Genomic DNA, 23225 nt, shown 5'->3' with positions numbered 1-23225 from the left:
TAAGAGACAGAACGCACAGATCCTGGATAGAACGCATCGGGCCAAGAGCATTGACCTGACAGCAATCCAAGCGATCTATCCATCGGAAAGAATGGCGGCGATATCGGGGCATCTTCCGAGAGCAGTCGCCTTGTTAAATAATTCATTGATGCGCGAGCCTGCAATAACGCGATGCTTGCGAAATAACTGGACAGATGAAGTTGGACGCTCGCTCGATTCATCGACACATGCGTCCAACGTATTTTTCATTGAGAAACGAGGAGCTACGACGATGACAATGGCGAGATTTGCTGTTCTTGCGATGTTCTCACTAACGGCTATGACAGGCGGCACCTGCATGGCTCTAGACGTCGAGTTCACACCGGCCACCCCAATGTACCTGCCGCGCATGGCGCATGCGCAGCTGACCCTGAACGATGGCACGGTCGTGGTCTTCGGCGGGCATGGGACAGGTTTCACCGCCCTCAACACAGCTGAAATCCTCTATGACGGCGCCCCATCGTTCCAAGTGTTGAACATGCTTTACAGCCATGATTGGCCGGCATTCGCGGTCAGTGACAGCGGCGAAGTGCTGCTCGCCGGTGGCAGTAAGGACTGGGGTGTGCCAGGCTATGTGACCGCGGAAACCTTCGATCCCACGACAGAGCTCTTTTCAGCGACGGACACGCTGAACCGCCTGCGAACGGGCTGCGGCGCGGCCTATTTGACTGGAGGCAAGGCCCTGATCGCGGGCGGCTGGTGGATACAGAGTGACGCTCATACCTATGGTGAGATCTATGACCCAAGCACGCGCACCTTCACCCCCACTGGGCCGCTGAACGTGCCCCGCGCCTACACGATCGTCTTACCCGCGGACGATGGACAGGGGGTCGTCATGGGCGGCTATCCCTATCAGGGCGGGGCACCGATCGATGCAGTCGAAGTCTATGACGTGAATACCAACTCCTTCGCTGTCCTGCAGGACTCACTCTTCCCGCCGGAGATGGGGTGGGGTATCACTGCATCCAGCAAGCCGATAGCGGTACAGGACCAACGCATGGATGACGGTAGGTATTTATTCCTCGCCTTCAAATCCTCGGGTAGCGTATCGGCACACCGGCTATTGACCTATGACCCGGCGACCAAGGTCATCGCCCAATTCGAAACCAACCCTCCCTTGCCCGACTCAACTGAATTCTCCTTCCATCCGCCAGTCGTCGATCGGATCCGCGGAAAGGTGCGAATCCTCGCCCTGAATACGGAGTATAATGGATCAGGACATGAATATTACCTGTTCTCCGTGAATCTCTCCGATGGCGATCTAGAGCAGTCTGAGTCAGGGCATGTCCTGAATTACTCACTGGGCAACTCGGGCATGAGCCTACTTCCCAACGGCAATCTCTTTGTTACCGGGGGCAGCATGACGAACAATTTCGATCCAGTCAGCAATACGCTGATCATCGCCCCCAATGATGTCTCCCCCCAGGAGATCTGCCACGCGGGCTCGAAGGTCATCGAGGGTGAGGATTATCATGGCGACTGGTACATCCGCGCTGAAACCACACTGAGCACCCATGGCCCCGTGATTGTCTTCGATGACGCCGATGTCGTCTTCCAAGCGTCCCGCTCGATCGCGCTCGGTCATGGATTCAGGGTTGCGGCGGGGGGGCGCTTCCACGGATCGATCGGCCCGGTCACCTGCTCGGCCGTTCTTTGAGTTGAACCCGAGACGGCCTGACAGCGCGCTCAGGTCGGCAGGGCCGTCTCGATGGACGCGGCCAAGGAGGTGGGCAGGTGACGACGCTGCGCCCTGAGCTTCGGCAGAACCCGGTCGCGAAGCAGCCGCTCTGGCGTTAGATCCGGGTAACCGATCGCGCTGAGGTAATCCGCCGCGAAGAGCCTCGGCGAGGCATCGTCGATGCGATGCAGGTCGTCGTAACAGCAGCGCGCGAGATAGAGCGCGGCGACGTTGGCGCGCACCTCCACTGGAATCCGATGGGGCTGAGCAAACTCCGGATGGCGGCTGAATTGAACGCTCTTGCAGAGCACATCCGGTAGCTGCCAGCCGCGCAGCAACTCCGCCCCCATCTCCGCGGGATCGAGATCGTCGAATAAGAGACCCAAGCCGGCGTTGTAGGTCTTGAGCAGCTCCATGACCACCAAGCCGATGTCGCACAACAGCCCCAGCGTGGCAACCTCGGCCGGGCGGCCCGCGTGCAGCGACTCGGAGACCGTGAAGGCAATTCTCGACACCTCGATCGCCCGACGATGCAGCTCGTTGAAGAAGGGCGTATCCGGGAGGCTCTGCCGCATGCTCTCCGACATGATGATCTGATACACGATGTTGTGCCCCATGAGCACGATGGCGTGACCCACATGGGTGATCTTCTGCCGGAAACCGAACAGCGGCGTGTTCGCGGCCCGCAACAAGGTGCTGGTCAAGGAGGGATCCATGGTCACCAGCTCGACGATTTCGTTCTTCGTGGTGCGCTCGTCGAGCATCTTGTTCAGCAGCGTGATGCTGGAGACCGGCAGCGCCTTGATTTTCGAGAACAGCAGCTTGACCGCCGGAGACTGGGCGAAGCCGACCCCTTTCCGGGTTCGCGACGCGTAGAGCAGATCCGCCAAGAGGTCTTGCCGCTCGGAAAGCGCCTCGATCTCAAGCCGGAGGCGCCGAAGTCGCGCCAGATGTGAAGCCGTGATCCGCGTCCGCAGATAGCGCTGCCGCGCCTCGTCCAAGTCAGCGATTTGCTGCCTGCGGATCGCCAGGAGCATCGTCGAGGTTCGAGCGATCACTGTGCTGTGGTCGGCCTCCGAGACATCGAGCTCGACGTCGCCGATCCAATCGCCCGGCTCAAAGGTTTCGAGCGGTATCCCGCTGGCCTGCTTCAGGTGAAGGCAGCCATTCAGGACCAAGCAAATCCGATCCATGGTCTCGCCCCGCTCCAGCAGCCGCTGCCCCGCCGCCAGGCGGACGAACGACATCGCATCGAGCAGGGTTTTCACATCCGACTTGGAGAGGCCCGGAAAGGCGTGGAGGTCTAGGACGGCCGTCATCGCGGCGGCGACCTCCGGCGCTTGATCGTCCACCGCGCCTGGCAGAAGAGACTTCAGTCGGTTCCACAGCACGCTCATCGTCATCCCTCCGAACCAAGCTCAACGGCTGCTCTCGCAGCCTCGCCGTCGGGCCGCGGCGAGGCCAAGACCAGCGCTTCATGGCGCAAGAACCCCGAGGCTGCCCGACGCTCTCCCCGCGCGGGATGCAGGCACTGCTCACCGGCGCGCGGCGGCGCCACCACCGCGACCACCTCAGCGCGCGGACTCGAATCGAAAGGGCGCGGCCATCAGACCGTCCGGCGTGTCGATCAAGACGCGCGCCTCCCAGGTCATGCGGGCACGCACGCACACCGGGATCATCCCCTGCCCCTGATACCGCCCAGGCTCGACCCGGCTCAGCTCAACCCGATTGAAGCCCATGTACATGTCGACCCCGGCGAAGTCCACCTCCACACGCTCGCTGTCGAGATCCCGTACCTGAACCCTGAGCGTCAAAGGGGCTGACGTGGGGATGTCACCTGGGCGGATCTCCAGACTCACCGAACCGCCGCCGGAAAAGCGTACCGCACAGGGGCCGCGCCTGAGGTCGCACGTCGGGTTCAGCTCCGCGACTTCGCGCACCTGCGGGTGGAGCAACGGCCAGAGCTTGTAGCCCAGCGTCGCGATCGCGCCGAGGACAAGCGCCGCGAGGATCAGCCAAAGCGCGCGGGGCGAGCCTGGCGTCGGATGGGCGGCCTCTGTCATGAGATTGGGTGTGACCTGCTGTGAGCGAGTGCGACTCGACGGCGCGCTGGCCGCGCGGAGCCAAGCATCGGGCGCGTTGAACCATGGACGCGCAAGCATACGGCGGAGCCCGGGAAACCGTCACCCATCTCTTTGCGCGTGCCGGCCTCCCCTGGCCGCAACGGATCAACGCACCTGGCGCCACCAGCGGTTGATGATATCGGCGACATCCAGATCGTCGGGACCCTCGCTCCAGCTCTTCGAGAGCGGCGCGTCATGACTGGCCGGCGCCGGATTCGGCGGATGCACCAGGATCCTGGAGGGCAGCATCGCGGCATCGCCGACCGCCAGCACCTCGCCACGGCGCAGCGAGGCCAACATGTCCGCCAGGTTCTTGGCGCCTTCCGGCAGCAATCGGCGCACATACTCCTGGTCGTCGGCGTTGGAGATACGCAGACAGAGGTAGTTGCCGCATTGGGAGAGGACGGTCTGCGACAACTCCGTCGGCCGTTGGCTCACGATGCAGAGATTGACACCGTACTTACGCCCTTCCTTGGCGATGCGCTCCATGGCACGCCGCGTCCCGACGAATCGAGTGTCCGCCTCGCTCGGGATGTATTGGTGCGCCTCCTCGCAGACCAGGAGCAACGGGAACTCGTGCCGGCGTGGATTCCAATAGTTGAACTCGTAGGCGAGCCGAGCGATCTGAGCCGAGACGATGGGGCGCAGATCCACCGGCACAGGGCTCAGGTCGATCACCGTCACCTGACGCTTGGGCTCGCCCAGACCCACGAAGTCGCGCAGCAGGCCTTCGAGGGTCGCCGAGCTGTTGTGCTTGCGCGGACGCATGAAGAAATCGTAGCGACCGTCGTTGTAGAGCGACTGAAAGCGCACCAGGAAGTCATCGAAGGCGCCGAACAACGGCCCCTTGACCTTGCCGAATTCGAGCTTCTCCTCGTTGGCCTTCTTGAACTTGGCATAGAGCTCCTCGATGGGGAAGTAGACGGGCGAGTCGACCGAGAGACGCTCCAACCCCATGTGCTGATTGGACTGCTTGCGCAGCGAATAGAGTGCCTCGCGCAAGAACGCGATCTGGACCGTCGCATTGGCATCGGTGCGGTCGATGAAGAGATCCACCAGCTCCGAGTAGGTCAGCAGCCAGTAGGGGATCTCAAGCTCGCGGGCGTCGATATAGCGCGCCGTTCCCGGCGGGAAGATGCCCTCGACAGGCCCGTCCTTCGTCTTCCACCCATATTCGCCATGCAGATCCAGCAGAATCATGTGCGAGCGCGGCATCCCCTTCACCACGCTCTGCATCAGACTGGAGAGCGTCCACGACTTGCCCGCGCCCGTCTGCCCGAGGATCGCCAAATGCCGCCCGAAGAGGGCCGAGGGATCCAGCGTCGCCATCAGCGTGGGACGCACGGACAGACGCCCCAGCTCCAGGCTGCCCTGCGTCTTGCGTGAGATCAGGGCCGCCAGGCGTGTGCTCACGATCAGATGGACCGCCGCGCCGATGACCGGATAGCGGCTCACCCCAGGCTCAAGGCGACCGTCGCTGTTGATCTCGCCCAGAGGTGTAAGCTCCAGGCGCCGCTCACGCACCGTCACCTGACGCAGACCGCCGCTGCCGTCATCCTTGGGATTCGGCACATCCCGGGCGTCCTCCACGACGCGCGACACCTCGGCGAGGACATGACCCGCGCGGTCCCTGACCTCCACCAAGCTACCCAGCTGCCCGATGGGGAGCGTCTCCTGATTGAGCGTGCGCGAGGCGGCGAAGCCCTCCTCCCCGGGGAAGAGGGTGGCCACGAGACACCCACCTTTGACATCGACGATACGGCCAATCAGCGTGGACTCAGGCGTTGACATGACGATCCGGGCTCCTTGTTGCAGAAGAGTGCATCCAGAGGCGATTGTCACCCAGACAGGCGCTGCGTGGCAGGACAGAGGTCACAGATAGCGTGCTTGGACCCGCAGGCCCGACTGAGCGGTGGTCCTTGGCGCGGAGCCTCGGGCAAGCCGTGGCCGAGGCGGACGGGGCAGTCGGTCTTGGGTCGGGAAGGATGAAGCAGCCGTCGATGCTGCCGCAGCCCATGGGCATGAAGAGGGCCGGCATGCGCGAACGCGATAGCGGGCAACGATATGGCATCATAGTGCGATACGCGCCAACCAGGATCCATCGCCAATGGATGTGCCCGATCTCTCCCTCGCCCATCTCTCACTGACCGACCTCACCCCCTTGCTCGGCCACATGGCCTCCGTGTTCATGGCCTTCTTCGCGATCATGAACCCCATCGCCAACACCGCGGTCTTTCTCGGGCTGACGGCCAGCGACTCGCACGCCGTGCGCCGGCGCATCGCGGTGAAGGCCGTCTTCGCCGCCTTCGTGCTGATCCTGACCTTCGTGCTGCTGGGGAAGGTCATCTTCGGGCTCTTCGGCATCACCCTGCCCGCCTTTCGCGTCACCGGCGGGGTGCTGGTCGCCCTCATCGGCTACCAGATGCTGCACGGGAGTCCCTCCAGCGTGCACCACCCAACCGAATCGGACCGCGCGGACAGCCTGGAGAGCGCGCTCGGCGTCGCCATCTCGCCGCTCGCCATCCCCATCCTGGCGGGTCCGGGCACCATCGCCACCGCCATGAACTTCGCCTCCACCGGAACGCTCAGCGAGATGCTCGTAACCATCCTCGCCTTCGCGCTGCTCTGCGTGATCACGCTGCTCTTCTTCCTCTTCGGCGAGCGGCTGGTCAGTTTCCTCGGCCAGAGCGGAATGAACGTCGTGACGCGGATCATGGGGCTCATCCTGGCGGTCATCGGCGTGCAAATGCTGCTGGATGGACTCGCGGGAGCGGCAAAAACGCTGCTGCCATGACGGCGCCGCGCGTTCTCGCGCAACTTTGGCATGCTCGCCCCCGGATGCTCCCGGATCTGGCCGAGCCGCCGCTTGCAGAACGCGCTAACCCTGCTTCGCACCCATCTGCCCGGCGCCGATCAGCTCGATCGGACAGCCGTCCGGATCCTCAACGAAGGCAATGATGGTGGTGCCGGCGTTCATCGGACCGGCCTCGCGGAGGATCTTGCCGCCCTGCGCCCGGATCCGGTCGGTAGCCGCATAGACGTCATCGACCTCGATGGCGATATGGCCATAGGCATCGCCCAGTTCGTAGCGCTCGACGCCCCAGTTGTAGGTCAGCTCAATGACCGTCTGCTCGGACTCCGCGCCGTAGCCGAGGAACGCCAGGGTGAACTCGCCCTCCGGGTACTCCCTCTGGCGCAGCAGCGTCATACCCAGCACCTGGGTATAGAAGTCGATGGAGCGCTGCAGATTGCCGGTTCGCAGCATGGTGTGAAGGATTCTCATGGGTCTGGCCTCGGTGTGATCGGACGTTGTCGGTGCCTGCCGGTCTCCAAGCAGGCTCGGGAGCGGCATCGCTGAGCACAGGCTCTCAGCGCTTGGCGACACCCAGTAGATTGCGGACACGCTTCCAGGGTTTCAAAACGACCGGGCGCTCGCCATCGCTCCGATCGAAGAAGAAGCCGGTCGATGAGCCGCCGTCGAGATTGATGGCGCGATCGATCCGCCACGCGGTCAGGGCTCCCGGTGAGGCGAGCGCATCCGCCAGCTCGGCAAGGCTGAGCGCGCTCGCGGTGGCCCCCAGCACCCAATGTCCGCGCCAGTCGGTCGCAATGAAGGTCCGCGGGTCCGGCTTCGACCGCGACAGACCGCGCACGCCTCGGCCGGCATCGACGAGGTAAGGCCCCGTCTGCAGCAAGGCGGTGATGCCCGCGTGGTCGCGAAACAGCCCCCGACGCAGGAGATGGACGCCATGTGCGTCGCTGTAGATCAGGCCGCTCAAGAGCTTGGTCCGCTCAAGCGCATTGGTGCGCCCCTGATCGGAGACCATCAGCCCGACCGGCCGCCAGTCCGCGTGAAAGAAGCCGCCGTTGACACCCGCGAGACAACCCTCGGCCCGAAAAGCCTCGGTGAGCGTCGCGTATTTAGGCTCCTTGCCCGCCCCCAGATCCACAACCTTCAAACGGTAGGCCGGTGAGCTGAAGAAGGCCAGATGCGCCGTCAGCGCCTGACCGTCGGACGCGCGGACGGCGGTTCGCTTGGCATAGAAGAGCGCCCGCGCGTCGTCGGGCGGACCCGCCGTCCAGGTCGGCGCCCAGTCTGCGCCACGGGCATTGGCGGCGATGAGCAGGAGCAAGAGAGGAATCAGGCGAAATGAAGGCATGCAGGTGTCAGGAATGGGGCCATGGCCGTGGCTCGCGCAGGGGCGTCGAGCATGGTCCGCTGGGGCATCAGGGTCAAGCGAGAGGATGCCAGGCCCACAACGGCAAAAGGCCGGGCGTTTGCCCGGCCTCCCCTACTTCAGACGCAATGCCTCAGCGTCTACGCATCAGGCGGCAGCCTTGGCCTGCTCAGGCTCGCGCACGTCGTGCGTGATCGCCTGGCCGGGACCGGCGCCGCGAATCTCGATGCGGCGCGGCTTCATGGCCTCGGGCACCTCGCGCACCAGGTCGATGTGCAGCAGGCCGTTCTCCAACTTGGCTTCGACCACCTTCACATAGTCGGCCAGCTGGAACTTGCGCTCGAAGCTACGGTTCGCGATGCCGTGATAGAGGAAATTACCCTGCGCCTCCGTGGCGCGACGTTGACCGGAGATGGTCAGCAGATTCTCCTTCGCCTCGATGTCGAGCTCCTCGTCAGTGAAGCCCGCGACGGCAAGCGTGATGCGGTAGCGGTTCTCGTCCTGAAGCTCCACGTTGTAGGGCGGATAGCCGCCGGGCTCGCTGCGGTAGGCGGTCTCCAGGGAGTTGGCCAACCGATCGAAACCGATCATGGAGCGGAACAGCGGTGAGAAGTCGAGAGTTGTCATGGCATATTCTCCAATGAGCAATATGAACAAGGAATTGGCGTTCGTTCGAACCGCCAGCGTGACAGTCCCCAGGTGGGCGACTGCTTGCATTATGTAAAGTAGTGATACGTTGGCACTCTGTCAAGGGGAGTGCCAACCGATTTTTCAAAAGGGATTGAGTCAGGAGCCGAGACCGCTTATGAGCCAGCCGCATGCCAGCCCGCCCAAACCGGCCCATCCGACGCAGCGCCGAGAGCCTTTGCCCTGGGAGCACCCCAAGCCGACCGAGGAAGAGGCCGACTCCGCCGCCCGGATCGCGGCCATCACGGGACACCCGGCCTACCGCAAGCCGGACCGCGACGTCGACTTCCTCTATACCGACGCCACGCGCGGCATCCGGCTCCAGCTCGACGACCTCAAGGCCGAGCAGTGTCTCGCCGACAACGATGTACACCGCTGCATCGTCGTCTTCGTCAGCACCCGCTTGCGCGAGCCGGAGACCGCTCGGCGCGAGCTGTCCGATGCGCGGCACGCCGCGGCTGAGTCACCGGATCCCCCTCTGTCAGGATAGATGTCGCCTCCCCCTGGGGAGTTTTGTATGGGTCTGCGGCATCATGGGAGCCGGGGCCATCGTCGCCCTGCCCGGCGGCTTCGGCACGCTCGACGAGCTGTTCGGCGCCCTGACGTTGATGCAGACGCGCAAGATCCCGCCCATGCCAGTCGTGCTCATCGGCGAGACCTAGTGGCGCAACGTCTTCGATGCGGACTACCTGCTCGAGGTCGGGAGTATCGACGCGGAAGATGCCGAGCTATTCTGGTATGCAGAGAGCGCCGAAGAGGCCTGGGCAGGCATCGAGGCGTGGCACCGAATCAATGGCGGCACGCTCGTCAATGACGACGAGGCGCCGCCCACGGGAGACCTGCGATGAACGTGTCCTTCCACGGCGCGAATCGGAGTGTGACCGGATCCTGCCATCTGATCGAGGTCGGCGGGCTGCGCGTGCTGGTCGACTGCGGACTCTTCCAGGGCGGGCGCGAGATCGACGAGGACAACGCCGAGGATTTCGGCTTCGACCCGCGCGCGATCGACGTCCTGCTCCTGACCCACGCGCACCTGGACCACTGCGGACGCATCCCGCTGCTGGCCCGGCGCGGCTTCGCGGGGGAGATCATCGCGACCGCCGCGACACGCGAGCTGACCCGGGTCGTGCTGCTCGACGCCGCCCATCTGCAGGAAGAAGAGGCCAAACGCCTCGCCCGCAAGGCCCACCGCCAGGGCCGCTCCCTACCCGAGCCCCTCTACAGCACGCTCGACGCACTCAACGCCATGGACCTCTTCGGCCGCAAGGCGGACTACGGCAAGCCGATCCCGCTGAACGACAGGATCAGCGTCACCTTCCACGATGCCGGTCACATCCTCGGCTCGGCCAGTCTTCGCCTGGAAGCACGCGAGGGCGGCGCGACCAAGGCGATCATCTTCTCCGGCGATCTCGGCAATAAGGACCGCCCCATCCTGCGCGATCCCCACATCCCGCCGCACGCCGAGACCCTGGTCATGGAGACGACCTACGGCGACCGCCGCCACAAGGCGCTGGCGCCCTCCATCCAGGAACTCTATGCCGCCATCGACACAACCCTGGCGCGCGGCGGCAACGTCATCATCCCGACCTTCGCGCTGGAGCGCGCGCAAGAGGTGCTCTACTACCTGCGCGAGGGCGTCGAGCAGGGCGCGCTGCCGAAGCACCTGCCGGTCTTTCTCGACTCACCCATGGCCATCTCCGCGACCGAGATCTTCCGTCGCCACCCCGAGTGCTATGACGCCGAGGCCCGCGCCCTCTTCGAGCAGGGCACGGACCCCTTCGCGCCGCCCAATCTGCGCTTCACCCGCGAGAGCACCGAATCCATGGCGCTGAACCAGCTCGCTGGCGGCGCGGTCATCATGGCCGGCTCCGGCATGTGCACCGGCGGGCGTGTCCGCCACCACCTGCGACACACCCTCTGGCGGCGCGACTCCAGCGTCATCTTCGTCGGCTTCGCCGCCCCGGGCACCCTGGCGCGCATCCTCATCGACGGCGCCAAGCGCGTGCGCCTCTTCGGCGACGAGATCCCGGTTCGCGCGCACCTGCACACCATCAACGGCTTCTCCGCCCACGCCGACTGCGATGAACTCCTGGCCTGGCACCGGGCGATCAAGCCCGAGCGGACCATCCTGGTGCACGGCGAGGAAACCGCCATGCGGACCTTTGCGGATCAGCTTCAGGGGACGGAGGTGGTGATGCCGCGGCAGAACCAGAGCCTGGGCCTTTAGTGCGGCTTGGCGCCACGGACGCGCGCGAGATCGTCCCGATAGTCGACGAAGTCGAGCATGTGCGCCCCGAGCCGGGCGGCCAGCTCCTCTTGGGAGATGGACTCCTCCGAATCCGCCGTTCGGTTGTAGGCCAGGTCCGGCTCGACCATCTCCACCGTCACGTAGCCCAGAATCCCCTCGGCGATCAGCGTGGCGGCCTCGCACTCCCAGTGCGGACGCTCGCGCTCCAGCACCGCCCGTTGTTCGCTGTCCAGGGTGCCGGCGCGCCGAGCGACCCAGGCGTTCACCAGCAGGCGGATCAGGTCGTCTTCAGTGGGTTCTTGCTGACTCATGCGGACTCTCGCTCAGTGGTGAAGGTGATGGCGGGCACCACGCAAGGTGCGCCAGGGTGCGCCTCCGAGCCCGGCTCAATCGGGCATCTCGTCCCGACTCGTCTTCACGAGGTCGTGCACGAAGGCGAGCTTGTCGATGACGGTCTCGGAGAGGACGAAGGGATAGAGGTCCGGCTGGCCCATGCTGCGGTTGATGCTGTTGAGCGCGAAGGTCAGCGGGATCCAGTTCTGGATGATGGGCACGAAACCCTTGATGGTGTAGGGATCGAAGTCCGGGTTGGCGCGCTGAAAGCTCCCATTGGGTAGGCGCCTGGAGATGCTGATGCCGAAGTGCTCGCTGGTCTCCAGGGTATCGACGATGTGCAGATAGTGCGCCCAGGTCTCGGCCCAGTCTTCCCAGGGGTGCATGCTGGCATAGGCGCTGATGAAGCAGTCTTGCCAATGCGCGGGCGCGCCGCTGGCGTAATAGTCGGATTGGGCCTGCCCATAGTCGATGCGCTCGTCGCCGAAGCGCGCGCGGAAGTCACCCAAACGCAGGCTGTCGCGGACCAGCCGATCCCAGTAGTAGTGACCGATCTCGTGACGAAAATGCCCGAGCAGGGTGCGGTATTTCTCGTCCAGATCGAGGCGCGTGCGCTCGCGCTTGACGGGATCCGCCTCGTCGATGTTGATGGTGATGAGCCCATCGGCATGCCCGGTGAGCACCGGCTGCCCATAGGGTGCATCGACGTTGGAGAGAAAGGCGAACCCCATGCCCCGCTCGGGATCCTGGTGTTTGCTCCTGACCGGCAGTCCGAGCCGCAGCAAGCCGTAGATGAGCCGGCGCTTGCTGCGTTCGATGCGTGCCCATTTGTCCAGGTTACCGGGGCGATTGAGGTAAGGGATCACCTGGTTCGGACCACAGGCCGCGCAAAACGGCTCCGCTGACTCGGCCGGCACCATCCAGTTGCAGGTGTTGTGCTGGCTGTAGTTGCCGCACTTGCGATAGCGCTTGTGCGGCTTGGCCGTCAGCGCCGGCTGCTCCGCGCGGCGGGCGAACCAGCGCGAGAAGAATCCGCTGGAGGCGAGATCCCTGTCCTGAAGGCAGCCCTCCGTCGGGATCTCCCAGATTCCCTCCCGCTCCTCGACCAGGGCGGAGAGGCGCAGCTCGTCCGGCAGGAAGCCGAGCGTCGCCCCGCAGTGGGTGCAATGGCTGTTCTCGAAATAGACCGGCTGTCCGCACATCTGACAGCAGAAGGTTCTCATGGCCCGCGCTCCTCGATCACACGACAGGACTTGGACAAGCCGCGATTATCGTCGAGAACGCATTGGAAGCGCCAAGGCGCGTCAGAGGCATTCAGCGCAGTCCATGACCGTTCGGCGACCGCGCAGATGGGCAGGTCCGCGAAATATCTCAAAGATGAGCCCCGAGCGCGGACGCCGCCCATCGACGATCTTGCCTCTTGCCGGGCCGAGACGATGCCCCGGCCCGACGGCCTCACGCCGAGTAGTCGGCGATCCCCGGATTGCCGGCGACGTTCTTCAGCTTCGGCGTGTTCAAGCGCTTGATCTTCACCGTCTTGATGTCACGCAGATAGGTGGCGACCGTCTCCCAGATCGGCTCGCCCGGCGACTGGCTGCCGACCGTCGCCCAGCCGGCGACGACGTAGCTCTTGTCGGCATCGATTCGGGTGCCGTCATCGAGGGTCATGTCCTGGATGCGCTCGCCAATGCCGGCGGCCGGATCGCAGACATAGTTGAGCCCGCCCACCCGGACCATGTCACCGCCCTGCTGAACGTAGGGATCGGGGTTGAAGAGGTTGTCGCACACGTCCTCCAGAATCGCCTTGATGTCGGAGCCCTTCATCTCGCGCCGATAGGTCTCCGGATAGGTGATGCAGGTCTGGTCCATCACATTGTCCATGGTGATGGCCTGGCCGGGCAGCACGGTGGTGCCCCAGCGGAAGCCGGGCGAGAGGCTGATCTGGGCGTCATGCACCTTCATGAGCGCATCGCAGATCACCTGGTCGAAGGTCCCGTTGAAGTTGCCGCGCCGGTAGAGCAGATCGTCCGCCGTCGCCAGCTTCTCCTCCAGCTTGCCCTTGTAGGGGGCACGCACGCCGGCGATGTACTCGGCCATCGCCGGATCCGGCTCGATCAGGTTGGAGAAGACCGGCAGGAGACGATAGCGGTAGTCGCGCAGCTTGCCGTCCTTGACGTCGAGATCCATGACACCGACGAACTTGCCGTTGGAGCCGGCGTTGGTCACCAGGGTCTTGCCGCTGGCGTTCTCCACGACACTGGGCGCGGGCACGCCATCATGGGTGTGTCCGCCGAAGATGACGTCGATCCCGGTGACGCGCGAGGCCATCTTGAGATCGACGTCCATGCCGTTGTGCGAGATCACCACGACGAGCGCGGGATCTTCTTTCTCGCGGACCTCGTCGACGATCTCCTGCATGCGCCCGTCCTGAATGCCGAAGGTCCAGTCCGGGATGAAGCGCTGGGGATTGGCGATCGGCGTGTAGGGGAAGGCCTGGCCGATGATGGCAACCTTCACGCCGCCCACCTCCTTCACGGTGTAGGGCTCGAATGCCAGCCCCCGATCCTCGTCGAAGCCGGGGAAGTCCTCGAACCGGTAGTCGAACAGGGCCTCCTCGCGCACCTTGACGTTCTGGGCGACGAAGTCCCCCTTGAACGCCTCGATATTGCGAATGACCTCGTCGTCGCGATAGGTGAACTCCCAATGCCCGGTCATGACATCCACGCCGAGCAGATTGCAGGCGCCGACCATATCCATGCCGCGGGTCCAATAGGCCGTGCCGGAGCCTTGCCAAGTGTCGCCGCCGTCGAGCAGCAGGCTGTTGCCGTCGCCGGCGCTCGCGCGCAGACGATCGACCAGGGTCTTGAGGTGCGCGAATCCGCCCACCGAGCCGAACTTCTGGGCATCCTCGACATAATCGAGATAGGTGAAGGCATGGGATTCGATGCCGCCCGGCGCGAGATCGAAGTGCTTCAAGAGGAATTGACCGACCAGGTGCGGCGGCTTGCCCGCGGCCGAGCCGATCCCAATATTGACGTTTGGCTCGCGGAAGTGGATCGGATTGAGCTGGGCGTGGGTGTCGGTGATGTGCAGCAGCCTCAGATTGCCGAATTTCGGGAGCTCATAGAGATCCGCCGGCATTTTCTTCGCCGCAAGGGCGGATACGGGAAGCAGTCCAGCCGCTCCGGCCAGACCCATGAGTCGGATGAATTCGCGTCGAGATAGGGACATTGACTGACAATCCTCCTGTGAGCTCGAGAGCAGGTTCTTATTGATTGGCAATTGATTGGCACATTCTTATTGGATCGAGCTGCGCGGCGCCGAACGGCCCATTCCCGCGCAACGGCTCCTATGTCTGGCCGGAGCGCCAGTTTCCCAACCGACGAACGCACCTTTGCGGGCGCTTGGAGCGTCCGCATGCTATAGCTCGGCCAGGCCATTGTGGGACTGGATCGCCATGCCCGCGACCGTGCTAGGATTCAGCACCAGACGCGCTCGGGGTAGGAGGCCGAGCCAAGGGAGGTCGCGAGCCAAAACGCACCACACCAGCCAATGATCTCGCAACTGCAGGGTCTGCGGCACTCAAAGCAAAAACGTCGAGGAGGTTTCGCCAGTGTTAGTCCCGTCTAACGTCGCTCTCCGTTCGCCTAGACAAGGTTTGATGGCCCTGTCCTTGGCACTCTCCACCCTGGTGACAGGCACCGCCTGGGCCGATCTGCCGCCGGATCTCGTGCTTGATGGTGACGCGCAGGCCGGCAAGGTCGTCGCGAACGACCGCTCCAAGGGCAACTGCGTTGCCTGCCACGTCATGGCCGGATCCGAGAGTCCCGGCGCCATCGGGCCTGTCCTCATTGCCATGCAAACCCGCTTCCCGTCCAAGAAGGTGCTCGCCGAACAGATCTGGGATGCCACGGTGAAGAACCCCGAGGCGGTGATGCCACCGTTCGGTAAGAACGAGATCCTCTCCAACAAGGATTTCGTGGACGTCGTCGAATTCGTCTGGTCGCTGTAACGAGACGCTGAATCGATGCCCACCCGGCATCCGATCGACGCATCGGCCCCCAGCGCGCCGTTTGATGCGACGCGATGTCGGATTCGCCCCGTTTCCGACTGCTCGGGCACTTGAGAACCGCTTGGCACCCAGGGTCCACGGACCCGATGGCATTTATGCGTGTTCCCAAGCGACCACTATCCGAGGCAACCACGCTATGACCAAGAACACCATCACCCTGATCGCGGCCAGTCTGGCCTGCGCCCTCACCCTGCCGTTGGCGGCCGCAACGCCGGAGCAGGACAAGGAGAGCTTCCAAGCCTACTTCAAGTCCAGATTCCCCAATGTCCCTCAGGACGACTTCAAGAATGGCGCCTATGCCATCGACCCCATCGGGCGCGAGAACTGGGAGGCGATCGAGGAATTCCCCCCCTACGAGAACGCCATCAGCAGTGGCGAGACCATGTGGGACACCCCCTTCGCCAATGGCAAGACCTATAAGGATTGCTTCCCGGACGGCCCCGCCATCGCCGGCAAGTACCCCTATTGGGACCGCGAGCGCGGCATGGTCATGACGCTGCCCCTGGCCATCAATGATTGCCGCGAGGCCAACGAGGAGAAGCCGCTCGGCTACAAGAAGGGGCCGCTGGCCGATCTGGAGGCCTATATCACCTACCAGTCGCGCGGGCAGATCACCAATGTCGAGATCCCGAGCGACGATCCACGGGCGCTGGAGGCCTACGAGAAGGGCAAGCATTTCTACTTCGCACGCCGCGGTCAGCTGAACTTCTCCTGCGCCCACTGCCACCTCGGCAACTCTGGAAGCACGCTCAGAACGGAGATCCTGAGTCCGGCCTACGGACACACGACTCACTTCCCCGTCTATCGCTCCAAGTGGGGTGAGATGGGCACCCTCCACCGCCGCTTCGCGGGCTGCAACGAGCAGGTCCGCGCCAAGGCGTTCAAGCCGCAGGGCGAGGAATATCGGGATCTCGAATTCTTCCTTACCTATATGAACAACGGCCTCGAGCTGAACGGACCCGGGGCACGTAAATAGCGGCGGCACCCTTCAGACAGCCACGAGGGGAGAGGCGGGCTCACGCAGCCCGCCTCACCGCGCAGAAGAGACGAGAGGAGCATTTTCAGCATGAAGATTCGGACATTGTCGATGGGCGCCCTGGTCGCCGCCCTGTTGATCGCGCTGCCCATCGGCAACGCATGGGCAACGCACCGCGTCGAGGCGGAGCAAGCGATCGCGCAGGCCAAGGCCGCGCACGCGAAGGCCAAGGAGGCGAATGCCGCCTCGCTCGACACCGCTCAGATGATCGAGAGGGCCGAGAAGCTGCTGCCGTCGCGGCAGTACACCAAGGCCGTCGAAATCGCGACCGCCGCGCGCATGCAGGACACCTTCGCCTACACCCAAGCCACCAGCGGCGACACGGGCGACACCGAGATCAGCCAACGCGCCCAACAGGCCATTGATGCCGCCGAGACGGCGCGCAAGAAGGCCGCCTCCGTCGGCGGCGAATGGCGCGATACGGCGGACATGATCGCGGAGGCCGAAGGGCTTCTGAAATCCGGCAAGTTCGAGGACGCCATCACGCTCGCCACCAAGGCACAACGACAGGGTGAGCTCGGCTACGAGCAAGCGATGCAGGAGAAGGACGCCGACTTCCCCTCCTACGTCGCCAGCAAGCCATGATCCGCCGCCGAGACGTCGGACACATCCGCCTCAATCGCGTGCCCAGGAGAATCACATGACACAGAGAACCACGCCCACGCTCGTCTTCGCGCTCATTGCATGCATTGCCGTACCAGGCGCCACGCTCGCCGCCGAGAACAAGATCAGTCGAACGCTCGAGAGCGTCGAAGTTCTCAACAACGGCAAACCCGTCACCGTCTCTCGCGGACACGACCCCCATGCCACACTGCCCGCCATCTTCCAGAAGACGGATCGCGGCTGCCCGCCCTTCTGCGTGCAACCGATGGTCGCGGTCGACGGCGTCGAAACCGTCGGCGAGATTGAACTCCTCAGCTTTCTTCAGCGCATCGCCAAGGGCGAGGACGACATCCTGGTGATCGACTCCCGCACCCCGGATTGGGTGATGCGCGGGACCATTCCGGGCTCCGTCAACATCCCCTGGAACAAGATCAACCGCGACACCGCCGGCACCTTCGAGACGCCCTCCGAGGCCGATAGCTTCCATCACATCCTGGAAGACGAGTTCGGTGTGGATCGCAAGGCGGACGGTTCGGGCTGGGACTTCAGCCAGGCCAAGACCCTCGTCCTCTTCTGCAACGGCATCTGGTGCCCGCAATCCACGGCCAACATCCGCACCTTGGTGGACATCGGCTACCCCTTGCACAAGCTCAAGTGGTACCGCGGCGGCATGCAAGACTGGGTCAGCGTCGGGCTCACGGTGGTCGAGCCCTGATCCGATCGCGATCCGCTCATGAGCCAAAGCGAGGCGCCCGCGGGCGCCTCGCGCGTTTGTCGCCTTTCGGATACCTCTTTCGGCCGAACCACTGTAAAATGCTCCGATTGCGCGGGTGGCGGAATTGGTAGACGCGCTGGATTTAGGTTCCAGTGGAGCAATCCTTGGGGGTTCGATTCCCCCCTCGCGCACCAAACACCTCGTTCAGCGCCCATGCGGCGGCGGTGCCCTCTTCCAAGCAGGCAAGGGGCGCAATTCGACCAAACCTCCCCAAGAGGATGCACTCATGGCCCCGACCAACGGCCCGCGCCATGCCCGGACCGGGAAACCCATCGACACCGGCAAGCTCGACCGCGTGGTCGCCGAGGCCCGCAAGGCCAGCGACGACCGCGCCGCGGGCTACCGCGATCAAGCACTCAAGCTCTACCCATGGGTATGCGGACGCTGTGCGCGCACCTTCACGCGCGACAACCTGCGGGAGCTGACCGTCCACCACAAGGATATGGACCACGACAACAATCCGCCGGACGGGAGCAATTGGGAGCTGCTGTGCATCTACTGCCACGACAACGAGCACCAGAAGTACGAGGAGCACCTGGCCGCGCTCGGCGCGGGCAAGGGCGCGGGGCGAACTGGCCAGGCAGGGAAACAAACGACCTTCAATCCCTTCGAGGGGCTTGCCGACCTCATTAAGAAAGAGTGAGCGACCGCCCGAGCCGCCTTCCCTTCCGCGGCACGCCCGACCAACGCATCTGCCCCAACCGCACAGCACCCTCGCCGCCCGCGCGGCTCGCCGACAACGCCCTGACACGACCCCGCACCTGCGTGCCCCGGAGTTCCTGACCTGCATGTCCGATCATATCTTTTTCGCCTCTGCCCCAAAGCACATGGGGAGTCTCCTGGCCGAGGAACTCATCCGGCTCGGCATGGCGGACGCGACCGAGACTCGCGGAGGCGCGCGCTTTACAGGCAGCATCGAGGACGGCTACCGAGCCTGCCTCTGGTCGAGGCTCGCAAACCGCATCCTGCTCCCCATCATCCAGCTCCCCGTCACGGATCCGGATGACCTCTACCGCGTCGCGCTCGAGGTTCCCTGGGAGGAGCATCTGACGCCGGATCACACCTTCGCCATCCAGTTCGACGGCAACCTTACCGGCATCAACAACCGCCAGTTCGCCGTCCTCAGGGTCAAGGACGCGATCGCCGACCGCTTCAACAAGAAGCGCGGACAACGGCCCAGTGTCGATCTCGTGAATCCGGACCTGCGCGTGCATGTCTACGGCCATCACGACCAGGTCGGACTCAGCATCGATCTCTCGGGCAATTCGCTCCACCAGCGCGGCTACCGCGATCAGGGCTCGGCGGCGCCGCTGAAGGAGAACCTGGCGGCGGCCATCCTCATGCGGGCGGGCTGGCCGGAGATCGCCGCCGAGGGTGGCGCCCTGCTGGACCCCATGTGCGGCTCGGGGACCCTGGTCATCGAGGGGGCACTCATGGCCGCCGACATCGCGCCTGGACTGCTGCGCGAGCGCTTCGGCTTCCACGGCTGGACCCAGCACGACGAGCCCGCCTGGCAGCGCTTGCTCAGCGAGGCGCACATCCGCCGCGACGCCGGGATCAAGCGCATCGGCCCGATGCGCGGCTATGACGTCAATCCCAATGCCGTGCGCATCTCGCTGCACCACCTGGAACGCGCCGGGCTCGCCGGGCTCGCCCACTTCGAGCGCCGCGAGCTGGCCGATTGCCGACCGGGTCGCGCCGAGGACGAGGGACTCTTCGTGGTCAATCCGCCCTATGGCGAGCGGCTCGGCGCCCACGAAGACATGCCGCTCCTCTACGGGCGTCTCGGCGCCGTGCTCAAGGAGCGTTTCGTCGGCTGGCATGCCGCCGTCTTCACCGCCGACGCGGAGTTGGGAAAGAACATGGGCCTGCGCGCCTTGCGGCTGCACAGCCTCTACAACGGCCCCATCGAGTGCCGGCTGCTCAGTTTCCAGGTCGAGCCACGCTTCTTCGTCTCCAATCATCCGCGTCCGCTGCCGCCGGAAGAACGCAGCGAAAGCGCCATCATGCTCGCGAATCGGCTGATCAAGAATTTGAAGGCGTTGCGCAAGTGGCAGCGCGACGAGCACATTCAATGCCTGCGAATCTACGATGCGGACCTACCCGAGTACGCCCTCGCCATCGACGTCTACGCGGGCGAGAAGCGCTGGGTGCATGTGCAGGAGTACGCCGCGCCGTCCAGCGTGGATCCCAAGAAGGCACGGCAGCGGCTGCGCGAGGCGCTGGGGCTGATTCCCGAGGTGCTTGAGGTTCCGGGCGAGCAGGTCTTTCTCAAGGTGCGTCGCCCACAGAAGGGGCGCAATCAGTACGAGAAGCTCGCCGAAACACGCAACTTCCACCAGGTGAACGAGCATGATCACCGTTTCCTGGTCAACTTCGAAGACTACCTGGATACCGGGCTCTTCCTCGACCACAGAGACATCCGGCGCATGATCGGGGCGCTCGCGTCCGGCAAGCGCTTTCTCAACCTCTTCGGCTACACCGGCACCGCGACCGTCTACGCCGCCAAGAGTGGCGCCGCGTCGACGACCACGGTCGATATGTCGCGCACCTACCTGGAATGGGCCGCGAGCAACCTCGCCCTGAACGGCATCGACGGCCCCCAGCATGAGCTGATCCAGGCGGATTGCCTGCGCTGGATCGAAATGACGAGTGGCCGGCGTCGCTACGATCTCATCTTCCTCGATCCGCCGAGCTTCTCCACGTCCAGGCGCATGTACGGCACACTGGATATCCAGCGCGACCATGTCGCCCTCATCAAATCCGTGATGCGCCTCCTGGAGCCCGACGGAATGCTGATCTTCTCGAACAACCTGCGCCGTTTCCGCATCGACCTGGAGGGCCTGTCCCCGCTCAATGTGGTGGACATCGGCGCGGATACCCTGCCGCGCGACTTCGCGCGCAATCCGCGCATCCACAGCTGCTGGATGATCCGGTACCGCGCCGCATGACACCCAGCCGGCCGGTGGCGCGCCGCCGCGCACGCGGCGCTTGGGTCCTCTCGCCCGCGCGAAACCACGGCATGGCTCACGCCGATGCCGCCTCGGGCGCGCGCCATGCTTGAGGTCAACCAGCTCGAGTGCCGGCGCGGCGATCGGCGTCTCTTCTCAGACCTCAGCTTCGCGGTGGGTTCAGGCACGCTCCTCCATGTGCGCGGGCGCAACGGCACCGGCAAGACGACCTTGCTACGCAGCCTCTGCGGGCTCTTCACGCCGGAGTCCGGCGAGATCCGCTGGCAGGGCGAGCCCATCCGCGCGCTGGGCGACGACTACAAGCGGGATCTGCTCTACTTCGGCCATCTCAACGGCATCAAGGGCGAGCTGACGGGCATCGAGAACCTGGCCATCGCCGCCGCGCTCGACGGCGACCGCGCCGACACCCCCGCCCTCTGGGAGGCGCTGGCGCGGATCGGGCTTCGCGGCTTCGAGGATCTGCCCACGCGCATGCTTTCCCAGGGCCAGAAGAAGCGCGTGGCGCTGGCCCGACTCATTCTGAGCAAGGCCAGGCTGTGGGTGCTCGACGAGCCCTTCACCGCCCTGGACGTCGACGCCGTGGCGCTGCTGCAGCGGCTGATCGCAGAGCACGTCGACACCGGCGGCATGGCGGTGCTGACGACTCATCAGGAAGTCCCCCTGACCTCGGGTCAGGTCGAGCGGTTGGATCTGGAGGGCTGAGCGGATGTTGCGTGTCTTCTGGACCATCCTGAAACGGGATCTGACGCTAGCCATGCGCCGGCGCACGGACGTGCTGACGACGCTCTTCTTCTTCGTCATCGTCATCAGCCTCTTCCCGCTGGGTGTCGGCACCGAGCACAAGGTGCTCGAGATCCTCGGACCCGGCGTCGTCTGGGTGGCGGCGCTGCTCGCCTCCATGCTGGCGCTGGAGCGACTGTTCGCGGCGGACTATGAGGACGGCACCCTGGAGCAGATGCTGCTCACGGCACAGCCCCTCTCCTTGCTGGTGCTGGCGAAGATCGCGGCACACTGGATCCTGACCGGGCTGCCGCTGGTGCTCATCGCGCCCCTGGTCGGCATGCAATACCATTTGTCCGACACCGCGATCGGCATCATGATGCTCTCCTTGCTGCTCGGCACGCCGGTACTGAGTCTGGTCGGCGCCATCGGCGCGGCGCTGACGCTGGGCCTGCGCGGAGGGGGCATTCTCTTGTCGCTGCTGATCCTGCCGCTCTATATTCCCGTCCTCGTCTATGGCTCGGGCGCGGTGCAGGTCAGCAGCATCGCGATCACGGACACGCAGCCCTATCTCGCGCTGCTCGGCGCCTTCCTGTTGGTCGCCATGGTCTTTGCGCCCGTGGCCTCGGCGGCGGCGCTCAGGATCTCGCTCGAGTGAGCCTTGGAAACGCGCTTCAGGCGCGCGAGGCTGGGCGTTCAAATCGAGCACCCTGCCCACTCATGAAACATTGAGCGGCAAACGTTGTCTCAGGAAGGCCGCGTAACGCGGCGAGCCCTGGAATCAGAGACACGATCAACACAATCACAACGATCCACATCATCACAACGATCGACTCACGCGCATGGCTCTCAACTGGTTCAAATTCGCCTCCCCCGCCTCCTTCTATCCGATCGCCGGTCGCTTGGTGCCCGTGTTTTGGGCACTGACCATCGTCCTGCTGGCCGTCGGTCTCTACTGGGGCTTCTTCGAGACCGTCGATCAGCTCGGCGGCAACAACCCGCAGAAGGAGTATTACCGGATCATCTTCATCCATGTGCCAGCGGCCTGGATGTCCATGTGGCTCTATGTGGTCCTGGTCGGCTGGGCCGCCATCGGGCTGGTCTTCAATACCCGGCTCTCCTTCATGATGGCCAACGCCGTGGCGCCCACGGGCGCCATCTTCACCTTCCTCGCCCTCTGGACCGGCGCCTTCTGGGGACGCCCGAGCTGGGGCACCTATTGGGACTGGGATCCGCGGCTGACCTCTGAGCTGGCGCTCTTCTTCCTCTACATCGGCTATATCGCGCTGCATTCCGCGATCGACGACACCCGCCGCGCCGACCGCGCGGCCGGGTTGCTGGCGATCGTCGGGCTGGTGATGGTTCCGGTCATCTTCTGGTCGATCAACTGCCCGGACCCCAATCAGTGCGCCGCGCTGCACCAGCGCTCGAATCTGATGCGGATCGAGGGCAACATCCTCTTTTCCATGCTGGTCATGACCTTCGCCTTCTGGATGTATTCCTTCGCAACCGGCTTCATGCGGCTGCGCAGCATCATCCTGACGCGTGAGGCGGACAGCACCTGGGTGCAAGAGATCCTGAACAAGGAGAACCGAGCATGAGCGACTTCTTCGCACAGGGCGGCTACGCCTTCTTCGTCTGGGGCGCCTATGGGATGGCCGCCGTCCTTTTGGTGATCGAGATCCTGCAACTTCGCGCGCAGCGTCGAACTATTTTGGCTCGGCTGGGTCGATTGACCCGGATGCGTGACGTCTGACCCGA

Annotated in this window: 25 protein-coding genes and 1 tRNA gene; 16 read left to right on the top strand and 10 right to left on the bottom strand. The window is 64.4% G+C overall.

Annotated features, from left to right (window positions below; genetic code table 11):
- Nucleotides 1-75: 75 nt before the first annotated feature.
- Nucleotides 76-339, bottom strand: a complete 264-nt coding sequence (locus CKO23_RS12815) for a hypothetical protein (protein WP_200331746.1) — start codon at nt 337-339, stop codon at nt 76-78.
- On the opposite strand from CKO23_RS12815, the gene CKO23_RS12810 reads away from it, so the two are divergent.
- Nucleotides 338-1696 (top strand): 3-coathanger stack domain-containing protein, encoded by a 1359-nt coding sequence (locus CKO23_RS12810; RefSeq protein WP_200331744.1) that lies wholly within the window; start codon nt 338-340, stop codon nt 1694-1696. The two genes, CKO23_RS12815 and CKO23_RS12810, sit on opposite strands and share 2 nt — an antisense overlap.
- A 29-nt stretch (nt 1697-1725) precedes the next feature.
- Here CKO23_RS12810 and CKO23_RS12805 read toward each other — a convergent pair whose 3' ends face one another.
- The 3 genes from CKO23_RS12805 to CKO23_RS12795 all read right to left on the bottom strand — a co-directional run bounded on the left by CKO23_RS12805 (nt 1726) and on the right by CKO23_RS12795 (nt 5631).
- Nucleotides 1726-3114, bottom strand: coding sequence for an HDOD domain-containing protein (locus tag CKO23_RS12805; protein WP_200331742.1), 1389 nt, complete (start codon nt 3112-3114; stop codon nt 1726-1728).
- A 174-nt stretch (nt 3115-3288) separates the two neighbouring features.
- Complete coding sequence (locus tag CKO23_RS12800) at nt 3289-3780, bottom strand: hypothetical protein (RefSeq protein ID WP_200331740.1); 492 nt, start codon at nt 3778-3780, stop codon at nt 3289-3291.
- 165 nt (nt 3781-3945) lie between these two features.
- Entirely contained in the window at nt 3946-5631 is a 1686-nt protein-coding gene (locus tag CKO23_RS12795) for an ATP-binding protein (protein WP_200331738.1), read from the bottom strand.
- 316 nt (nt 5632-5947) lie between these two features.
- Here CKO23_RS12795 and CKO23_RS12790 point away from each other — a divergent pair, with 316 nt between their 5' ends.
- Nucleotides 5948-6634 carry a MarC family protein gene (locus tag CKO23_RS12790; protein WP_200331731.1) on the top strand — a complete coding sequence of 229 codons (687 nt, stop codon included), beginning with the start codon at nt 5948-5950 and terminating at the stop codon, nt 6632-6634.
- Nucleotides 6635-6718: 84 nt separating this feature from the next.
- Here the strand turns inward: CKO23_RS12790 and gloA are convergent, their stop codons facing one another.
- The 3 genes from gloA to CKO23_RS12775 all read right to left on the bottom strand — a co-directional run bounded on the left by gloA (nt 6719) and on the right by CKO23_RS12775 (nt 8645).
- Nucleotides 6719-7123 (bottom strand): lactoylglutathione lyase, encoded by a 405-nt coding sequence (gene gloA, locus CKO23_RS12785; RefSeq protein WP_242482412.1) that lies wholly within the window; start codon nt 7121-7123, stop codon nt 6719-6721.
- A gap of 85 nt (nt 7124-7208) precedes the next feature.
- Entirely contained in the window at nt 7209-8000 is a 792-nt protein-coding gene (locus CKO23_RS12780) for a phosphodiester glycosidase family protein (protein WP_200331720.1), read from the bottom strand.
- A gap of 165 nt (nt 8001-8165) precedes the next feature.
- On the bottom strand, nt 8166-8645 hold the full coding sequence (locus tag CKO23_RS12775; RefSeq protein ID WP_200331718.1) for an Hsp20 family protein: 480 nt from the start codon (nt 8643-8645) through the stop codon (nt 8166-8168).
- Between the two features lie 178 nt (nt 8646-8823).
- On the opposite strand from CKO23_RS12775, the gene CKO23_RS25655 reads away from it, so the two are divergent.
- From CKO23_RS25655 to CKO23_RS12765, 3 genes are all read left to right on the top strand, one after another.
- A complete protein-coding gene (locus CKO23_RS25655) occupies nt 8824-9195 on the top strand; it encodes a hypothetical protein (protein WP_242482411.1) in 372 nt (123 codons plus the stop codon).
- Between the two features lie 43 nt (nt 9196-9238).
- Entirely contained in the window at nt 9239-9367 is a 129-nt protein-coding gene (locus CKO23_RS25650; protein WP_242482410.1) for an LOG family protein, read from the top strand.
- A 182-nt stretch (nt 9368-9549) separates the two neighbouring features.
- On the top strand, nt 9550-10932 hold the full coding sequence (locus CKO23_RS12765) for an MBL fold metallo-hydrolase RNA specificity domain-containing protein (RefSeq protein ID WP_200331714.1): 1383 nt from the start codon (nt 9550-9552) through the stop codon (nt 10930-10932).
- Here the strand turns inward: CKO23_RS12765 and CKO23_RS12760 are convergent.
- The 3 genes from CKO23_RS12760 to soxB form a co-directional block, all read right to left on the bottom strand.
- The gene (locus tag CKO23_RS12760) at nt 10929-11264 is read right to left on the bottom strand and encodes a hypothetical protein (protein ID WP_200331712.1); all 336 of its coding nucleotides are present in this window, start codon (nt 11262-11264) and stop codon (nt 10929-10931) included. The two genes, CKO23_RS12765 and CKO23_RS12760, sit on opposite strands and share 4 nt — an antisense overlap.
- A 75-nt stretch (nt 11265-11339) precedes the next feature.
- The gene (locus tag CKO23_RS12755) at nt 11340-12509 is read right to left on the bottom strand and encodes a zinc-binding metallopeptidase family protein (RefSeq protein WP_200331710.1); all 1170 of its coding nucleotides are present in this window, start codon (nt 12507-12509) and stop codon (nt 11340-11342) included.
- Between the two features lie 232 nt (nt 12510-12741).
- Nucleotides 12742-14517, bottom strand: a complete 1776-nt coding sequence (soxB, locus tag CKO23_RS12750) for a thiosulfohydrolase SoxB (protein WP_200331708.1) — start codon at nt 14515-14517, stop codon at nt 12742-12744.
- A 430-nt stretch (nt 14518-14947) separates the two neighbouring features.
- Here soxB and soxX point away from each other — a divergent pair, with 430 nt between their 5' ends.
- The 11 genes from soxX to ccmD all read left to right on the top strand — a co-directional run bounded on the left by soxX (nt 14948) and on the right by ccmD (nt 23220).
- A complete protein-coding gene (soxX, locus tag CKO23_RS12745; protein WP_200331706.1) occupies nt 14948-15298 on the top strand; it encodes a sulfur oxidation c-type cytochrome SoxX in 351 nt (116 codons plus the stop codon).
- 196 nt (nt 15299-15494) lie between these two features.
- A complete protein-coding gene (soxA, locus tag CKO23_RS12740) occupies nt 15495-16334 on the top strand; it encodes a sulfur oxidation c-type cytochrome SoxA (protein WP_200331705.1) in 840 nt (279 codons plus the stop codon).
- Nucleotides 16335-16424: 90 nt separating this feature from the next.
- The gene (locus CKO23_RS12735; protein ID WP_200331703.1) at nt 16425-16979 is read left to right on the top strand and encodes a hypothetical protein; all 555 of its coding nucleotides are present in this window, start codon (nt 16425-16427) and stop codon (nt 16977-16979) included.
- Between the two features lie 55 nt (nt 16980-17034).
- A complete protein-coding gene (locus CKO23_RS12730; protein WP_200331701.1) occupies nt 17035-17712 on the top strand; it encodes a rhodanese-like domain-containing protein in 678 nt (225 codons plus the stop codon).
- A 109-nt stretch (nt 17713-17821) separates the two neighbouring features.
- A tRNA-Leu gene (locus CKO23_RS12725) sits at nt 17822-17906 on the top strand.
- 92 nt (nt 17907-17998) lie between these two features.
- The gene (locus tag CKO23_RS12720; protein WP_200331699.1) at nt 17999-18415 is read left to right on the top strand and encodes a YajD family HNH nuclease; all 417 of its coding nucleotides are present in this window, start codon (nt 17999-18001) and stop codon (nt 18413-18415) included.
- A gap of 145 nt (nt 18416-18560) precedes the next feature.
- Nucleotides 18561-20723, top strand: coding sequence for a bifunctional 23S rRNA (guanine(2069)-N(7))-methyltransferase RlmK/23S rRNA (guanine(2445)-N(2))-methyltransferase RlmL (gene rlmKL, locus CKO23_RS12715; protein ID WP_200331697.1), 2163 nt, complete (start codon nt 18561-18563; stop codon nt 20721-20723).
- 105 nt (nt 20724-20828) lie between these two features.
- The gene (ccmA, locus tag CKO23_RS12710; protein WP_200331696.1) at nt 20829-21446 is read left to right on the top strand and encodes a cytochrome c biogenesis heme-transporting ATPase CcmA; all 618 of its coding nucleotides are present in this window, start codon (nt 20829-20831) and stop codon (nt 21444-21446) included.
- A gap of 4 nt (nt 21447-21450) precedes the next feature.
- Nucleotides 21451-22122 (top strand): heme exporter protein CcmB, encoded by a 672-nt coding sequence (ccmB, locus tag CKO23_RS12705; protein WP_200331694.1) that lies wholly within the window; start codon nt 21451-21453, stop codon nt 22120-22122.
- 184 nt (nt 22123-22306) lie between these two features.
- Nucleotides 22307-23065 carry a cytochrome c biogenesis protein CcsA gene (gene ccsA, locus CKO23_RS12700; protein ID WP_200331692.1) on the top strand — a complete coding sequence of 253 codons (759 nt, stop codon included), beginning with the start codon at nt 22307-22309 and terminating at the stop codon, nt 23063-23065.
- The gene (ccmD, locus tag CKO23_RS12695) at nt 23062-23220 is read left to right on the top strand and encodes a heme exporter protein CcmD (protein ID WP_200331684.1); all 159 of its coding nucleotides are present in this window, start codon (nt 23062-23064) and stop codon (nt 23218-23220) included. Before ccsA ends, ccmD begins: the two co-directional genes overlap by 4 nt.
- Nucleotides 23221-23225: the final 5 nt, after the last annotated feature.

The sequence above is a fragment of the Thiocystis violacea genome (assembly GCF_016583565.1).
Classification (GTDB): Bacteria; Pseudomonadota; Gammaproteobacteria; order Chromatiales; family Chromatiaceae; genus Thiorhodococcus; species Thiorhodococcus violaceus_A.
The sequence above is the reverse complement of the archived record's forward strand: the minus strand, read 5'-3'. Positions and strand labels throughout refer to the sequence as shown.

What these genes read in the sequence shown, in the direction of transcription:
- CKO23_RS12810 (WP_200331744.1), top strand. Translation starts at nt 338, where the DNA reads ATGGCTCTAGACGTCGAGTTCACACCGGCCACCCCAATGTACCTGCCG.
- CKO23_RS12815 (WP_200331746.1), bottom strand. Translation starts at nt 339, where the DNA reads ATGCAGGTGCCGCCTGTCATAGCCGTTAGTGAGAACATCGCAAGAACA.
- CKO23_RS12805 (WP_200331742.1), bottom strand. Translation starts at nt 3,114, where the DNA reads ATGAGCGTGCTGTGGAACCGACTGAAGTCTCTTCTGCCAGGCGCGGTG.
- CKO23_RS12800 (WP_200331740.1), bottom strand. Translation starts at nt 3,780, where the DNA reads ATGACAGAGGCCGCCCATCCGACGCCAGGCTCGCCCCGCGCGCTTTGG.
- CKO23_RS12795 (WP_200331738.1), bottom strand. Translation starts at nt 5,631, where the DNA reads ATGTCAACGCCTGAGTCCACGCTGATTGGCCGTATCGTCGATGTCAAA.
- CKO23_RS12790 (WP_200331731.1), top strand. Translation starts at nt 5,948, where the DNA reads ATGGATGTGCCCGATCTCTCCCTCGCCCATCTCTCACTGACCGACCTC.
- gloA (WP_242482412.1), bottom strand. Translation starts at nt 7,123, where the DNA reads ATGAGAATCCTTCACACCATGCTGCGAACCGGCAATCTGCAGCGCTCC.
- CKO23_RS12780 (WP_200331720.1), bottom strand. Translation starts at nt 8,000, where the DNA reads ATGCCTTCATTTCGCCTGATTCCTCTCTTGCTCCTGCTCATCGCCGCC.
- CKO23_RS12775 (WP_200331718.1), bottom strand. Translation starts at nt 8,645, where the DNA reads ATGACAACTCTCGACTTCTCACCGCTGTTCCGCTCCATGATCGGTTTC.
- CKO23_RS25655 (WP_242482411.1), top strand. Translation starts at nt 8,824, where the DNA reads ATGAGCCAGCCGCATGCCAGCCCGCCCAAACCGGCCCATCCGACGCAG.
- CKO23_RS25650 (WP_242482410.1), top strand. Translation starts at nt 9,239, where the DNA reads ATGGGAGCCGGGGCCATCGTCGCCCTGCCCGGCGGCTTCGGCACGCTC.
- CKO23_RS12765 (WP_200331714.1), top strand. Translation starts at nt 9,550, where the DNA reads ATGAACGTGTCCTTCCACGGCGCGAATCGGAGTGTGACCGGATCCTGC.
- CKO23_RS12760 (WP_200331712.1), bottom strand. Translation starts at nt 11,264, where the DNA reads ATGAGTCAGCAAGAACCCACTGAAGACGACCTGATCCGCCTGCTGGTG.
- CKO23_RS12755 (WP_200331710.1), bottom strand. Translation starts at nt 12,509, where the DNA reads ATGAGAACCTTCTGCTGTCAGATGTGCGGACAGCCGGTCTATTTCGAG.
- soxB (WP_200331708.1), bottom strand. Translation starts at nt 14,517, where the DNA reads ATGTCCCTATCTCGACGCGAATTCATCCGACTCATGGGTCTGGCCGGA.
- soxX (WP_200331706.1), top strand. Translation starts at nt 14,948, where the DNA reads ATGGCCCTGTCCTTGGCACTCTCCACCCTGGTGACAGGCACCGCCTGG.
- soxA (WP_200331705.1), top strand. Translation starts at nt 15,495, where the DNA reads ATGACCAAGAACACCATCACCCTGATCGCGGCCAGTCTGGCCTGCGCC.
- CKO23_RS12735 (WP_200331703.1), top strand. Translation starts at nt 16,425, where the DNA reads ATGAAGATTCGGACATTGTCGATGGGCGCCCTGGTCGCCGCCCTGTTG.
- CKO23_RS12730 (WP_200331701.1), top strand. Translation starts at nt 17,035, where the DNA reads ATGACACAGAGAACCACGCCCACGCTCGTCTTCGCGCTCATTGCATGC.
- CKO23_RS12720 (WP_200331699.1), top strand. Translation starts at nt 17,999, where the DNA reads ATGGCCCCGACCAACGGCCCGCGCCATGCCCGGACCGGGAAACCCATC.
- rlmKL (WP_200331697.1), top strand. Translation starts at nt 18,561, where the DNA reads ATGTCCGATCATATCTTTTTCGCCTCTGCCCCAAAGCACATGGGGAGT.
- ccmA (WP_200331696.1), top strand. Translation starts at nt 20,829, where the DNA reads ATGCTTGAGGTCAACCAGCTCGAGTGCCGGCGCGGCGATCGGCGTCTC.
- ccmB (WP_200331694.1), top strand. Translation starts at nt 21,451, where the DNA reads ATGTTGCGTGTCTTCTGGACCATCCTGAAACGGGATCTGACGCTAGCC.
- ccsA (WP_200331692.1), top strand. Translation starts at nt 22,307, where the DNA reads ATGGCTCTCAACTGGTTCAAATTCGCCTCCCCCGCCTCCTTCTATCCG.
- ccmD (WP_200331684.1), top strand. Translation starts at nt 23,062, where the DNA reads ATGAGCGACTTCTTCGCACAGGGCGGCTACGCCTTCTTCGTCTGGGGC.